This window comes from Acinetobacter sedimenti, assembly GCF_022601685.1.
Lineage (GTDB): Bacteria > Pseudomonadota > Gammaproteobacteria > Pseudomonadales > Moraxellaceae > Acinetobacter > Acinetobacter sedimenti.
Genome location: NZ_JAKUML010000018.1, coordinates 14,550 through 29,553, shown reverse-complemented (window position 1 = coordinate 29,553; position 15,004 = coordinate 14,550). Strand labels below are relative to the sequence as shown.

Genomic DNA, 15,004 nt, shown 5'->3' with positions numbered 1-15,004 from the left:
AAAAATAGCTCAAAACTGATAGCAAGGAGATTGCATGAGCGTATCGGAAATTCGCCCGATTGCGATTGAGGATGAACTCAAAAATTCCTATCTCGATTATGCAATGAGTGTCATTGTTTCACGTGCTTTACCTGATGTGCGTGATGGCTTAAAACCTGTACATCGTCGTGTGCTTTATGCTATGCATGAGCTAGGGAATGACTATAACAAAGCCTACAAAAAATCTGCCCGTGTGGTCGGTGATGTGATCGGTAAATATCACCCACATGGTGATACTGCTGTATACGACACGATTGTACGTATGGCGCAACCATTTAGCTTGCGTTATCTGTTGGTTGATGGTCAGGGGAACTTTGGTTCGGTCGATGGCGATAGTGCTGCGGCAATGCGTTATACCGAAGTGCGTATGACCAAGCTCACCCATGAGCTACTTGCTGATCTTGAAAAAGACACAGTCGATTGGGTAGATAACTACGACGGTTCTGAGCGTATTCCAGATGTTTTGCCGACACGTATTCCCAATCTATTGGTGAATGGTACCACAGGTATTGCAGTGGGTATGGCGACCAATATGGCGCCACACAATCTGACCGAAGTCATCCACGCCTGTCTTGCATACGTAGATGATGCGAATATTCCGATTGAAGGCTTGATGCAGCATATCTCAGGCCCAGACTTTCCAACAGGTGGTACGATCTATGGTCGCGCAGGGATCATTGATGCCTACCGTACGGGTAAAGGGCGTGTGCATATTCGTGGTAAATATCACGTTGAAACCAATGATAAAAATGATCGTCAAACCATCGTCTTTACCGAAATTCCATATCAAGTCAATAAAGCCAAAGTCATTGAGCGTATTGCTGAGTTAGTCAAAGAGAAAAAACTCGAGGGTATTTCAGAGCTTCGTGATGAATCTGATAAAGACGGTATGCGGATTGCGATTGATCTCAAGCGTGGCGAAAACGCTGAAATCGTGGTTAATAATCTATTCTTGCATACACAATTACAAAGCTCTTTTAGCATCAACATGGTCTGTCTAGATAATGGACAACCAAAATTGATGAATTTAAAAGATATCGTTGCAGCCTTTATTCGTCATCGTCAAGAAGTCGTAACTCGTCGTACTATGTTCGAATTGCGTAAAGCACGTGAACGTGGTCATATCTTAGAAGGTTTGACGGTTGCTCTTGCAAATATTGATGAGATCATCGAAACCATCAAGACCTCTGCAAATCCTGCGGAAGCTCGTGAACGCTTACTTGCCAATGAGTGGCAAGCAGGTGGTGTGATCGCTCTGCTTGAAAAAGCAGGCTCGGTATCAGTACGTCCAGAAGTGATTGAAGGTGAGGATCCATCTCGTCCATTTGGTTTGGATAATCTCAACTATCGACTTTCTCCTGCACAGGTTGGCGCAATTTTAGAATTGCGTTTACATCGCTTGACAGGTCTTGAGCAAGACAAGTTGCATGCAGAATATAGTGAAATTTTGAGTCAAATTGCTGAGCTTACAGCGATTCTCAATGATTTTAATTTGCTCATGAATGTGATTCGTGAAGAGTTAAGCGCAGTATTGCAACAATATGGTGATGAGCGTCGTACCGATATTATCGAATCAGGTGTGGACTTCTGCCGTGAAGATTTGATTCCTGAAGAGCAAGTCGTGCTCACCGTTTCACAAACGGGTTATGCCAAGACTCAACCACTTTCTGACTATGAAGCACAGCGTCGTGGTGGTCGTGGTAAGTCTTCTGCGAGCATGAAAGAGGATGATTATATTCATCATCTGATCGTGACTTCCAACCACGCAACCGTGTTGTTCTTTACTACACGTGGTAAGGTTTATCGTCTGAAAGCATTTGAAGTACCAATTGCTTCTCGTGGTGCAAAAGGTCGTCCAATGGTGAATTTGTTGCCGTTAGAGGGTAATGAAAATATTACGGCGATTCTGCCAATCCGAGAGTTTGCGGAAAATCAATATATCTTTATGGCGACCGCTTCGGGTACGGTAAAACGTGTCACGTTAGAGCAGTTTAGTAATATCCGTGCCAACGGTCTTCGTGCGATTGAACTCAGCGATGATGATACTTTGATTGGCGTGGCGATCACTGACGGCGAACAACAAATCATGTTGTTTAGCAATGAAGGTAAGGCGATTCGCTTTGCTGAAGGTGATGTGCGTGCGATGGGACGTACCGCAAAAGGTGTACGTGGTATGCGAGTGAATTTCGCAGGTAGTACGCTGGATGAAGATGACGCTGATGTAGCTAGTGACGATGCTGATGATGCAGACGATGATAGCACTGCAAATAGCCGTATCGTATCCTTAGTCGTTGTGCCTGAAACAGGTGAAGTGCTGTGTGCTTGCGCCAATGGCTATGGTAAGCGTACCTCAGTTGGTGAGTTCCCAACCAAGAAGCGTGGTGGTAAAGGTTTGATCGCGATCAAAACCAGTGAGCGTAATGGTGAATTGGTCGGTGCGGTTGCGATTGATGAACACAAAGAGCTACTACTCATCTCTGATGGTGGAACATTGGTGCGTACACGTGCGCATGAGATTGCGACTACTGGTCGTAATGCACAAGGTGTTCGATTGATCCGTCTAGGTCAGGACGAAACGCTGGTTGGCTTGGAAGCATTGGAAGATTTATCTGAAGATGATGAAGAGCTAGATGGTGTAGAGGATGCAGACAATGCTGAAACGACTGCTGACGTTCAAGGTGATTCAACTGAACAAAATGCTTCTGATGATCTAGCGACGGATAACGATAAGTAATAATTTCCCCAATATCCGTTGTTTAAGAGATTTACAGAACAGCATTTTGAACAGACCATATGAAAAAGACATCTACGGATGTCTTTTTTATTTGGGGCATAATCATTTAAGATCATAGTCATATTTTGAATCTTTGAAATTTTAAGTAGATGAAAATGACATCCAAACCCTTAGCAAAATCATCAACAAAACCATCAATAAACTCTAGCAAAGAACTTGCCGAACAAATCTTGGCGGTAGTGGCATTAATACCATATGGCAAAGTAGCGAGTTATGGTCAAGTGGCAAGGCTTGCAGGACTACCAAAGCATGCTCGATTGGTTGGTAAAGTGCTAGGCAATATGGATGATCGAAGCACATTGCCGTGGTATCGAGTGGTCAATTCACAAGGGAAAATCCGCACAACGATATTCACAGAACATGGTCAAAATTTGCAAGCGCAATTGCTACTGGCAGAAGGTGTGATGGTGAAAAATGACAAAATTGATCTCAAAACCTATGCTTGGTAAACAAGCCCTGGTTCAGAAATCAATAATGGTTGTATTGTGCGTTTTGAGAGGATTTGATGCAGGACGTGAATTAAAGAAAGATAGCTGAGTGGTTTCTTGAAAATTAAGCGATTTGATAGCCATAATTTTCCCAATATTGCGCTTTCAATGAATCACGTTCTACACGAAAACCTTGTTGATACAGTTGAGATAAGAACATTGCCGCTTTGGCATGTCCTGCTTTGGCAGCAGCTTCAAGTTGGCTGATACCGTTACGATAGTCCATTTGCGTTTGTACAGTGATGACACCTGTTGAGTACAAATGCTCGGCTTCGTCTGTCGCCTTTGTAAAGTTCATGGTTTGCTCCTTTATACTTGTAATGGCTTGGATTTCATAATGTGTAACATATACAGTAGTGCATTGATTTATCGTAGAGATGCAATACTGTGAGGATAGGTTGTCATGAAGGTATGACAAGATGATGACAATTGCTGAGATGTTTGTTTTTTAATCAACAATATTTACAAAACAACAGTATTTAAAAAAAAACTTAACTATATTTCGATAAATCAACGCAAATTTTACTGTGAACAAATTACTTGAAATAAATCATTTAAAATAAAATGTTTTTCAGATCGTTATAAATCTTTTGGTTAGTCAGGGATGTTTTTGTAAATAATTACAGCAAAAATCTCATAAAATAAGAAAATCTTATTTGTAGATCAGTTATAGGCTTCATAATGCTTCAAGTCAAGCTTCCTTTACATAAAGCTTTCAAAACAATGTCCATAAAAGTGCTTATATAGTCAGAGAACTTAAATTCTGCTACAGCGTTAACCTCGTTCGCAGTACTATTTGTACACCTTCGCTCGGTTGCCTTGTATCAGAAATTAATTTCTTCGACTATAGCGAATCATTGAAAAAGTGTAATCAGCTATTCAGAAAAATGCTTTAAGCTTTGATTTTGTTTAGATGCTAAGCAAATCGTATGTTTTGCACGATATATCTATGTCTTTTTACTTGAGCAAAGTCAGATGTATGGCTAGAATCAAAGCTATGAAAAAAAATGTAACATTATTTGCGCAGGCTGAGTTTCCGCAGTTTTCAAAGCACATTGTCACGCTCATGGATTATGCACAGCATATTGCCACAGCTGTTTTGATTGTGATTTTGCTGAGTTGGGGGATTTCGAGTTTTCAACAGCCGATCAACGATGCACAGCATCAACATTTACAACGATTTGCATCGCAAGCTTTATATTCTAATAGCCGTGAATCCGCAAATTATCTATTGAATCAAGCGCAAATATCACAGACTGAAGTCAATCAATTTCAATATTTCAAATGGCTTCGTGTCCATCATCGTGAGCAACAGCGGATTCATTTTCAAAAATCAGTAGAAGTAGAATAAAACCACCTCATAAGTTTTTTAGCGATTAAGGTGTGGTCGTTAATGGAGCTTGATCGCTATTATTTTTAACTTCTAAAGCATTCTTTTCCACATCATCTGTCTTTTGAGCTGGTGCAAGCTGTTGATAAGGCGCAAGTAGTTTTTCATAGAGTTCTGCCACTTCATTTGTGGAAATATCTTTGCCTGCCAAAACGGTTAAAAATTTTTCAGGGTGAATATGCTTTTGCCAAGCCTGTTGTACATCTTCGGCGCTGACTGCTGAAATGTATTGTTGATATTGGCTAAGATAGTTGCTCGGTAAACCATAAAAGCCAATTGCACCAAGTTGGCTGTTGATATTTGCATTACTGCGTAGAAGGAGTGGAAAGGCCCGAATGAGCCCACGTTTGCTTTCTTCGATTTGCGCAGTTTTCAACGGCTCATGTAGAAATTTTAATAAAGTGTCATAGGTGATATTGAGGCTTTCGAGGAGTTGCTCACGTTGCGTCGAATATTGAATATAAAATAAACCTTGCGACTGCATACTGCTGAGATTGCTCGATGCGCTGTAGGTCAGTCCACGTTTTTCACGAAGCTCTTGCATCAGTAGGCTTTGAAATCCACCACTACCGAAGATTTCATTACCAACCTCAAGTGCAAATCGGTCAGGGTCATCACGGCGAATACCGATTTGACCAATCATCACATGCGCTTGTGAGGAGTTAAATGGAATACGGATAATTTGCGCTTTTTCCAGTGCTTCTGCTTCAGGCAAAGCGGGTGCAGATTCACCTGTACTGATTTGTTCGGTAAGTAGGTCAATCATTTGCTGTGCTTTCTGTTGATTGACATTGCCTGTAATGGCGATATTTAAATTATTCGCCACCAAGTATTGATTTTTAAAGGCTTGAATATCTTCACTTTTGATACGCTTTAAGCTTTGAATCGTGCCTGTACTTGGCTGTGCATAAGGGTGATCGCCATAGATCGCACGATAGAAGCGCACGCTCATACTACGTTTTGGATTTTCTTTGACTTGTTTCTGACCGACTTGTGCATTATTCAAAATCCGATCAATACTGCCTTGAGGAAATTGTGCATCTTTGAGTAAGAAAATCAGTTGGTTGAGTGCGGGTTCTAGGCGTTTTTCATCGGATAACACACGTAGACGTACCACAAACATATCTCGAAAAGCCTGTGCAGAATATTGTGCGCCGAGCCTCTCAAAGCTTTGTGCAATGTCGTTGGCAGTTTGGGTCGATGTACCTTCGTTTAATAATCTTGCGGTCAGATTTGCTAAACCATTTAAGCCTTTGGAAATGCTTTCATCACGTGCTGAGCCTGCATTAAAGGTCAATTGAATATCCACAATCGGGAGTTGTTTTGACTCAACCAATAATGTTCTTACGCCATTTTTACTAAACAGTTCTTGCACCTGTGGCGCTTGATATGAGTGTTGTTGTAGGTCGTGTAAACTTTGCAAATAGGGAAGTGATGCAATATTTGCGGTCGGCTTATTTTCAGCAGATTGGATCACTTCTCCAGTATAATTGTCTGACTGTATTTCACTGGACGTTGTCGCATATTCAGTTTGTTGCGCATACATGGAAGACGTTGAAAAAGCCGTAAATACGCATAAAGATAATTTAATGACATGAATTAAGGCGGTGTATTTTGCTTTGAGCTTGATCATAGAATTGCCTTAATTTTTTAAACTTTGTGTTGTTGTGCTTTGCGTTTTAGCGGTGTTTACAACATCATTATTTTGTTGGTTTTGCTGTATTGGTTTTTCTTGATTTTGGCTAAGGCTATTAACCTCATTTTGAGTTTGATTCTGGGTCTGACTTAGGGTCTGATTCTGAGTAAAGACAGGTTGCTGATCCATGGGCAATAAATATAAACTCGCCAAATTATCCTCATTAAAATATTGGGTAATCACTTGCTGTAAGTCTTCGGCTTTGATGTTGTCATATTTTTGAAAGAGATTTTTAGCCTCGTTTGCATCGACATTATTGGCTTGCATTTTACCAATCAGCTCCGCCTGACCTTGCAAAGTATCTTGTGCGTAAACCATTTTTGACAATGTGGAGGATTGCACACGGAGCAGTTCATCAGGTTGAATCCATGATGTTTTTAGTTCATCAATCAGCTTGATAATGGCTTGTTCAGCCTGCTTTAAAGTCACGCCCTCGGCAGGTATGGCGGTAATGCTAAAGATGGTATCGCCACGATTGAGCATTTCATAGTTGGCACTGGCTGTTGTGAGGATTTTTTGCTCACGGACTAATTCTTTCTCGATTCGTGCAGACAAACCACCATCTAATACCTCACGTAATATATCTAGCACATACGCCTGATTTTTCGGTGATGCCGTCGCTAGGCTAGGCACATTCCATGCCATATAGAGATTCGGCACCTGTACCGAAGCATATTTTACCTCATGACGATAGCCTGATTGATTCGATTCTTTTAAGCGATTCCGTCCTGGAAGTTTTTTCGATTTTAAATCACCAAAATAGCGTTGTACTTGGGTCAATGTCTGCTGTGGATTGACATCACCAACGATCACCACCGTTGAATTATTCGGTGCATACCATGTCTGATACCATTTGCGTACATCAGCCAATTTAATGTGATTTAGATTTTGCATATAGCCAATCACAGGCAGTCGATAGCGACTGCTCGGGTAGGCGATTTGCCGAAAATCTTCAAATGCCTGCGCTTGTGGGTTGTCTTCAATACGTTGCCGACGTTCTTCTTTCACCACTTCGATTTCGGTGGCAAAATCATACTGTCGTAGATGCAGATTGCTCATACGATCAGCCTCTAGTTCGAGAGCTAATGCCACGTAATCTTTCGGAAAAAGTTGATAATAATAGGTGTAATTGTGATTGGTCAGGGCATTTAAACTGCCACCAAAGTTAGCATTAATCCGTTTAAATTGATCATCAGGCACTTTGACCGTACCTTTAAACATCATATGTTCCAGTACATGTGAAATTCCCAATAAATCATCAGGTTCATCTGCACCACCGACTTGATACCAGACTTGTACCATCGCCAAAGGCGCACGATGATCAGGCTGAATGATGACCTTTAGCCCATTATTTAAGGTGTGGTAAATGGTTTTGTTGTCAGTTTTGACACTTTTACTTTTGATGCTGTGATTTTTTGTCGTTTCATTTTTCGCATAAGCGAGCTGAGGCATGGTCACCACGAATAGCGTAGCAGTGAGCGCAACACAGATCGGCGACTGCCATAGCGATGAAGTTTTTTTATCTTTGCTGATTTGAAGCGTAGTTATTTGGGAAGTTTTATGCACAAAAAGTTTAGCCTGAAATGTGATGCGTTATGATGAATCAGATTTTTACGAGATCAACTATTGATATAAGAAATCTAGCGCAGATGCAAGTGCTTCGGGTTTAGTTCAGTAACATCGAGTGAAAATTTAAATAGTGTCTATGCTACAATGTTGCCAATTCATTTGGCTGTATTTATTCAGCTAAGCGTCATTATTTAGTCATTCACCATTACATTTCGTTATTTGCTCGCATCAAGGATTTTTCATGCAAGACAATTCTAATTCACAACAAAAGTTTTTAATTGATGCCGAGATCGGTGATGATGATGTGACCTTACCGAGTTTGCCAAGTGTCGATGTGCCAATCATCGAAACGCCACGTGTAGAGCAAGCTGTTCAAGCCAAGCAAGCGCAACAAGCTTCAATTCAAGAAACTGTTACGTTAGACAGCGCACAACAAACAGCCGAAAATAATACGGAAATCAGCACTGAATCAGCGACTGAAGCTAAAACAACAGAAGAAACAGCAACAGAAGAAAGTGGCGGCTTTTTTAGTCGTATGAAACAAGGCTTATCCAAGTCACGTAAAAACCTTGCTGATGGTATGGTCAATATCTTGATCGGTGGCAAAGAAATCGACGATGAGCTTTTAGAAGAAGTTGAAGATCAACTCTTAGTTGCTGATATTGGTGTCGATGCCACCAAAACCATTATCCAAAATCTCACCGAACGTACAGCACGTGGTGATTTGATTTATTCACATTCTTTGTACAAAGCTTTGCAAGAAGAATTGGTCAATATCCTTGCACCGCGTGTTAAGCCATTACATATTGATTCGAACAAGAGCCCTTATGTGATCCTCGTCGTTGGTGTCAATGGTGTCGGGAAAACCACAACCATTGGTAAACTTGCAAAGCGCTTACAAGGTGAAGGTAAAAAAGTCATGCTTGCCGCAGGTGATACTTTCCGTGCAGCAGCAACCGAGCAATTACAAATCTGGGGTGAGCGCAATCAGATTCCAGTCGTGGCTCAAGGGCATGGTTCGGACAGTGCATCAGTGATCTATGATGCGATTGCCAGTGCTAAAGCGAAAAATATTGATGTATTAATCGCCGATACCGCAGGACGTTTGCACAACAAATCCAATCTGATGGAAGAACTCAGCAAAGTAAAACGTGTCATGCAAAAGATCGACGGCACGGCACCACATGAGATCATGCTCGTGGTCGATGCAGGTACAGGTCAGAATGCGATTAATCAAGTGCAACTCTTTGATGAAGCAGTTGGTTTAACTGGGATTACCATTACCAAGCTTGATGGTACAGCAAAAGGCGGTGTGCTGTTTAATATTGCCAGTAAGTCGCATGTACCGATTCGCTATATCGGAGTCGGTGAGAAGATTGATGATTTACGTCCGTTTTCTGCAAAATCCTTTGTGGCGGCGTTATTCCAAACTGACGAATAATACAATTCGTTGTATTAACTATTTGCAGTAAGCATAAATCGAAAAGCCAAATCTAATGATTTGGCTTTTTATTATTCCTTGATTCTATATTTTGAATTCTACTTAACAGCTGAACCAAACTATTTAGTGAAAATCTGAGATAAGCTTATCGTTGAAAATTGTATTGATCGGCGTGATTGTCATAAAAATGTCATCTAAAATACGCATAGTGCAAAGGCAATAATTTATGACAAATTGATGAATTGGGCAAACTCATGAAACTCACCAAACAATCTCCATTAAAATATACATCGAAGCATATATCGCAAGGCAGATCAGCATTGATTTCAACGCTAATTGGCCTGTCTGTTTTTATGACAGGAACGATCGTTCATGCCGATGTGATGATCACCGCACCTGAAGAAATCGACGTGGTGGCGATTAATGATCAAGAAATTAGTGGCGGGTTGTTTAGTGCGAGTGAAAATCGCTACAAACTCGATGCAGGTGTTCACAATATTTCAGTGCGTTACAAACAATTATTCGAACACCGCACTGGTGAGCATGATGTACTGAAATCAGATATCGTGACTTTAAATCAAGTCCAACTGCAAGATGGTCAAAACTATAAACTGACTTTAGTCGGCGCACCGAGCAATTTTGAAGAAGGGAAAACCTTTGCAGAGCAACCAACAGTTGGTGTGGAAAATGCGCAAGGGCAATTGATCGCCAAACAAATTGGTGCGAATAGCAAGGCAAAACCGTGGTTAAGCAAAGGTCTGTTCGGCTCTGTGATGGATCTGCGCTCAAAAGATGATGAGCCAAAAAATGTATCAACCCAATCGTCTATGATCTCAGCACAAACTGCCAAAACTGTTCCGCCAGCGGTGCAAACTCAGCCTGTAACGCAAAATGCTACGGCATCAGGCAAGGCACAGCAGTTAATTCAACTTTGGCAATCTGCAACCCCACAAGAACGCCAAAAGTTTACCGCTTGGTTAGCAGAGCAAGCTACTAATCAATAGAGATTCATTATTTGCATATACAGTTTTTGAAAAGCCTGTAGTTTTCTGCAACTATGGGCTTTTTTGATTATTTCTTATGACCAAGCCATCTCCTTAATTTATTCATTATCTGTCTATTTTTGTAAATTCAGCATGGATTCCATGTGAATTCATAGGAATTTTATGCAGTTGTGCTAAATTTCCAATCATCACGTTTAGAATAATTGACGTGGCAATTTTTCTATTTCTTATTGAATTGATTTTTCTATTTTTGGTTTTGTACGGTACAGATGTAAATGATTTCAAAATTTTTTATTCATCGTCCAATTTTTGCATTTGTACTGGCAATTTTAACAGTTGCGATCGGTAGCTTTTCCGTATTCCAACTTCCTGTAGAGCGTTATCCTGATATTGCGCCACCTCGCATTACCGTCAATGCAACGTACAATGGTGCCGATGCACAAGCTGTCGAAGACAGTGTGACCCAAGTTTTAGAACAACAAATTAAAGGCATTGATAATTTACTGTATTTTCAGGCAAGTAGTGATTCGAATGGTCGTAGTCGAATTAGCCTATATTTTGAGCAGGGCACTGATGCAGATCAAGCACAAGTCCAAGTGCAAAATGCGATTAATGGTGCACTCAATCGCCTCCCTGAAGATGTACAACGACAAGGGGTCAATGTACGCAAGTCGTTAAGTGATTCCTTTATGGTCATAGGCTTAGGTGATCGAAGTGGGCGCTCGACCAATATTGATATTTCTGATTATCTCACCAATCATTTTGAATTGAATTTAAGTCGTATCGAAGGTGTTGGTGAGATCAATGTTTTTGGTTCGCAATATGCAATGCGGATTTGGCTCAATCCTTTGCAATTACAACGTTATGGCTTAATGGTTAGCGATGTGCGAAGTGCTTTAGAGTCACAAAATGCACAAGTCGCTGCAGGTGCGGTCGGTGATTTGCCTGCATCCAGCGAACAATATCTGAATGCGAAGGTTAAATCAGGTGCATTGCTTCGTACACCAGAACAATTTGAACAAATTATTATCAAAGCCAATAACGATGGCAGTTTTGTTTACCTCAAAGATATTGCTCGTGTGGAAATTGGGGCAGAGAACTATCAAGTATTTAACCGTTTAAATGGTCATCCTGCATCTGGTCTGTCGATTTCTTTGTCAGTCGGAGCAAATATGATGCAAACCGCAGATGCGATCTATGCCGAAGTTGAACATCTGAAAGAAAATTTACCTGAAGGTTATTTTATCGTCTATCCACGTGATGATACGCCATTTGTCAAAGCATCCATGTCACAGGTCACAGCGACATTGTTTGAGGCGATTGTCCTTGTCGTTTTGGTGATGTTTTTATTCTTACAAAGTTGGCGAGCGACGATCATTCCTGCGGTGACGGTACCTGTGGTGATTTTGGGAACCTGTGCAGTGCTATTGGTACTTGGTATGAGTATCAATACTTTGACCTTATTTGCCATGGTTTTGGCAATTGGTCTTTTGGTTGATGATGCGATCGTGGTGGTGGAAAATGTCGAACGTATCATGCACGAACAGCATCTTGATGCCAAGCAAGCCAGTATTCAGTCGATGCAAGAGATTAGTGGGGCGTTAATTGGTATTACTTTAGTGTTGACTGCGGTATTTATTCCCATGTCATTTTTTAGTGGTGCAACAGGGATTATTTATCGACAGTTTTCCATTACACTTGTTGTTGCAATGGCATTGTCATTACTTGTTGCGCTGATTTTGACACCTGCATTGTGTGCTTTGTTGTTACGTCCTGAGAAAAAATCAAAATGGGCGGAGAAATTTAATGCTTGGATTGATCGGTTAAAAAATTATTATTTAAATATAGCCAATAAAATGATCAATGTTCGCAATATCTCTTTGTTTATATTTGCTGTATTGATTGCAGGATTTGTTTGGATTTATCAAAATTTACCAACCAGTTTTTTACCACAAGAAGATCAAGGTTTGCTCAGTGTACAATTTAGCTTGCCAGAGGGTACGCCACTTCGAGAAACTGAAAAAATTGGTTTAGAGATTTATCAATATTTTAATGAACAAGAAAAAAATACGCTAAATGGCATCATGGTGATTCATGGTCGAAACTTTTCAGGCAATGGACAGAATCTCGGTCAAGCTTTTGTTTCCTTCAAAGATTGGAGTGAGCGCAAAGGGGAAAATAATACAACCGATGCGATACGTCAACGTGCCAATAAATACTTTAGCGCAAATACCGATGCAAATGTCCGCGTCATTGCGCCGTCTGTGATTCGTGGGCTAGGGAATTCGGATAAAGTGGAATTTTGGCTACAGGATAATCGCGGACTTGGGCAAGAAGGATTACTTGAGAAGTTTGCCGAATTACAACAACTTGCGGGTGCAAGTGGTGTAATTGCCAATATTGAAAAAGAAAGTAATGACAATCAATCGGTGCTCAGTGTTGATATTGATCATAAAGCAGCAATGGTTAACGGTGTCGATGTCAATGCGATTAATGGTACCTTATCAACTGCATGGAGTGGCAGTTATATCAATGACTTTATTGATCGTGGACGGATTAAACGTGTTTATCTACAAGGTGATGCACCGTATCGCTCGAAGCCTGAAGATTTAAGTTATTGGTATATCGAAAATAATCTTGGTCAGATGATTCCATTTAATCAGTTTAGTTCGATTTCATGGCAAGGTGCACCACCGACGCTTGAGCGTTTTGCAGGTTATGCAGGCATGGAAATGGAGGCTGAACCAGCGGCAGGAGTGAGTAGTGGTCAAGTAATGCAGAAAATATCCGAATTAGTTCAGCAAATTGATGGTGTTGATCTGGCTTGGAGTGGCTTGTCTTATCAAGAGCAACAATCTAGCAATCAGGCGATTTGGCTATATCTAGTATCAGTTGCCTTTATCTTCTTATGTCTTGCTGCGCTGTATGAAAGTTGGTCGATTCCAACAGCAGTCATGGCGGCGATTCCTTTGGGGATTGGTGGTACGATTGTGTTTAGTTTTGTATTTGGTTTTGCCAACGATATTTATTTCCAAATCGCTTTACTCACGACGATTGGGTTGTCCTGTAAAAATGCCATTCTCATGGTGGAATATGCTGCAAGCCTGCAACAACAAGGACAAACGGCAATTCAATCTGCGCTACACGCCGCAGGATTACGTCTACGTCCTATTCTCATGACGTCGATTGCTTTTGGTGCAGGGGTGATTCCATTAATGTTTTCAACTGGCGCAGGTGCGCTGAGTCGTCAGGCGATTGGTTATAGCGTGTTTGGCGGAGTGTTGTTTGGCACAGTCTTAGTCTTGATTTTTATTCCACTGATGTATGTGTTGATACGAAAATCGAAACTGAAGTTTACTCAGTGATCTAAATAAAATAATGATCCTGTTGCTTACAATGCAAACAGCTAAACGATACATATTCTTCAGTCGAATACTCAATGGTTAAATCACGGCTACCACATTGGATACAATGACACTCTGCGAAGAAACGTAGCTTTGGCAAGATCAGTTGCCATGATTTCCACAGTGGTTGTTGATAGACCTTGTCATCAAGTTTTAAAAACCGATGTAGGAAAATTTCTGTCATCTGTGAGCGTGGCATATCTTGCGGACGTGGTAGATTTTGCGTTTCCCAATGCTGTTCAATGCCTCGTTGCCGATATTCAGCTAAGGTTTTGCGTAGTCGGTTGGTATTCACATAGTTTTGATTAGACGGTTGTAACAACTTTTTTTCTGCTAAATAATTCAACGCACGATCAATCAGAAAGTAAATTTGTGTCACAGCAAGTTCATTCAGTAAATTTTGAAATTGATCAATCAAGGCTTGATTGCCATAAAATTGCACATGTAAAGCCTGACAACGATATTGACAAAAATGCAAAAGTTCATGTGCCAAGATCAATTGCAAAGTCTGTTTCACTTCACTACTACTTCGAAATGGCACGCCTTGACAAAAGTCACGATAAAACCATGCTCGAAGCTGTTCAGTGATACTGAGCAGGCTCGGCTCTCGATAACCTTGCAATTTCAAATTGGTATAATATTGTTCTACATTTTCCGAGTGTTGTTTTTCTAAAAGCGTTTTTTCTAGCAAATAGTCATTATTAATTAACTGCTGTTTTAGCATTTTAAATAGTTGATAACTCGGTGCGATATGCGTTGAACGATAACGTGAAAAGTCAAGAAACTGATCATGCACACGATGATCATCCACCGTACCATCAAGTAAACTGAGTAAAAATAATTTCTCTAATAAACTCAAATCATCAAGTAAATATTCCAGATTGTCTTCGGCACGTTGCTTTTTGCGTTGTTGTTCTTTGCGTTCGGTATATAAACTGCTTTGGATGGATTTTTTGCGTTGTTTTAGACAGTATTCGCAGTGACAGTTTTGTCCTGCATTTTGTACGAACTGACAATGATCACAGTGTGAACATTGGTGGTAGCTCATCGCTTGGTGGTAATACTCTGCCTCAACCCAATACATCGCCGCCTGACAGACAGGGCAATACTGACTGGCATCCAATTGTTTTTGGAAAATTTGACTGACTTCGGGCATGATTTGAGCTTGAGAATAAGATT

10 protein-coding genes are annotated in these 15,004 nt (G+C 40.7%); 6 read left to right on the top strand and 4 right to left on the bottom strand.

Annotated features, from left to right (window positions below; all coding sequences use genetic code 11):
• Positions 1-34 precede the first annotated feature (34 nt).
• Both gyrA and MKI79_RS10335 read left to right on the top strand, forming a co-directional pair.
• The gene (gyrA, locus tag MKI79_RS10340) at positions 35-2,773 is read left to right on the top strand and encodes a DNA topoisomerase (ATP-hydrolyzing) subunit A (RefSeq protein WP_241573116.1); all 2,739 of its coding nucleotides are present in this window, start codon (positions 35-37) and stop codon (positions 2,771-2,773) included.
• 155 nt (positions 2,774-2,928) lie between these two features.
• Positions 2,929-3,282 carry an MGMT family protein gene (locus MKI79_RS10335; RefSeq protein WP_241573113.1) on the top strand — a complete coding sequence of 118 codons (354 nt, stop codon included), beginning with the start codon at positions 2,929-2,931 and terminating at the stop codon, positions 3,280-3,282.
• Positions 3,283-3,385: 103 nt separating this feature from the next.
• On the opposite strand, the gene MKI79_RS10330 is transcribed toward MKI79_RS10335, so the two are convergent.
• Positions 3,386-3,619 carry a hypothetical protein gene (locus MKI79_RS10330; RefSeq protein WP_241573111.1) on the bottom strand — a complete coding sequence of 78 codons (234 nt, stop codon included), beginning with the start codon at positions 3,617-3,619 and terminating at the stop codon, positions 3,386-3,388.
• A 699-nt stretch (positions 3,620-4,318) separates the two neighbouring features.
• On the opposite strand from MKI79_RS10330, the gene MKI79_RS10325 reads away from it, so the two are divergent.
• Positions 4,319-4,672 carry a hypothetical protein gene (locus MKI79_RS10325; protein ID WP_241573106.1) on the top strand — a complete coding sequence of 118 codons (354 nt, stop codon included), beginning with the start codon at positions 4,319-4,321 and terminating at the stop codon, positions 4,670-4,672.
• Between the two features lie 25 nt (positions 4,673-4,697).
• Here the strand turns inward: MKI79_RS10325 and MKI79_RS10320 are convergent, their stop codons facing one another.
• A complete protein-coding gene (locus MKI79_RS10320) occupies positions 4,698-6,344 on the bottom strand; it encodes a M16 family metallopeptidase (protein ID WP_241573104.1) in 1,647 nt (548 codons plus the stop codon).
• 9 nt (positions 6,345-6,353) lie between these two features.
• Positions 6,354-7,973 carry a M16 family metallopeptidase gene (locus MKI79_RS10315; RefSeq protein WP_241573102.1) on the bottom strand — a complete coding sequence of 540 codons (1,620 nt, stop codon included), beginning with the start codon at positions 7,971-7,973 and terminating at the stop codon, positions 6,354-6,356.
• Between the two features lie 244 nt (positions 7,974-8,217).
• Here MKI79_RS10315 and ftsY point away from each other — a divergent pair, with 244 nt between their 5' ends.
• The 3 genes from ftsY (at position 8,218) to MKI79_RS10300 (ending at position 13,786) form a co-directional block, all read left to right on the top strand.
• On the top strand, positions 8,218-9,417 hold the full coding sequence (gene ftsY, locus MKI79_RS10310) for a signal recognition particle-docking protein FtsY (protein WP_241573101.1): 1,200 nt from the start codon (positions 8,218-8,220) through the stop codon (positions 9,415-9,417).
• Positions 9,418-9,770: 353 nt separating this feature from the next.
• Positions 9,771-10,421 (top strand): DUF2057 family protein, encoded by a 651-nt coding sequence (locus MKI79_RS10305; protein WP_241573099.1) that lies wholly within the window; start codon positions 9,771-9,773, stop codon positions 10,419-10,421.
• Between the two features lie 275 nt (positions 10,422-10,696).
• Positions 10,697-13,786, top strand: coding sequence for a multidrug efflux RND transporter permease subunit (locus MKI79_RS10300; protein ID WP_241573097.1), 3,090 nt, complete (start codon positions 10,697-10,699; stop codon positions 13,784-13,786).
• 1 nt (position 13,787) lies between these two features.
• Here MKI79_RS10300 and MKI79_RS10295 read toward each other — a convergent pair whose 3' ends face one another.
• Positions 13,788-14,981 (bottom strand): hypothetical protein, encoded by a 1,194-nt coding sequence (locus MKI79_RS10295; protein ID WP_241573092.1) that lies wholly within the window; start codon positions 14,979-14,981, stop codon positions 13,788-13,790.
• Positions 14,982-15,004 lie beyond the last annotated feature (23 nt).

Excerpts from the sequence above, each read along its gene's own strand:
- MKI79_RS10300 (WP_241573097.1), top strand. The coding sequence starts at position 10,697 with ATGATTTCAAAATTTTTTATTCATCGTCCAATTTTTGCATTTGTACTG.
- MKI79_RS10305 (WP_241573099.1), top strand. The coding sequence starts at position 9,771 with ATGACAGGAACGATCGTTCATGCCGATGTGATGATCACCGCACCTGAA.
- ftsY (WP_241573101.1), top strand. The coding sequence starts at position 8,218 with ATGCAAGACAATTCTAATTCACAACAAAAGTTTTTAATTGATGCCGAG.
- MKI79_RS10320 (WP_241573104.1), bottom strand. The coding sequence starts at position 6,344 with ATGATCAAGCTCAAAGCAAAATACACCGCCTTAATTCATGTCATTAAA.
- MKI79_RS10330 (WP_241573111.1), bottom strand. The coding sequence starts at position 3,619 with ATGAACTTTACAAAGGCGACAGACGAAGCCGAGCATTTGTACTCAACA.
- gyrA (WP_241573116.1), top strand. The coding sequence starts at position 35 with ATGAGCGTATCGGAAATTCGCCCGATTGCGATTGAGGATGAACTCAAA.
- MKI79_RS10325 (WP_241573106.1), top strand. The coding sequence starts at position 4,319 with ATGAAAAAAAATGTAACATTATTTGCGCAGGCTGAGTTTCCGCAGTTT.
- MKI79_RS10295 (WP_241573092.1), bottom strand. The coding sequence starts at position 14,981 with ATGCCCGAAGTCAGTCAAATTTTCCAAAAACAATTGGATGCCAGTCAG.
- MKI79_RS10335 (WP_241573113.1), top strand. The coding sequence starts at position 2,929 with ATGACATCCAAACCCTTAGCAAAATCATCAACAAAACCATCAATAAAC.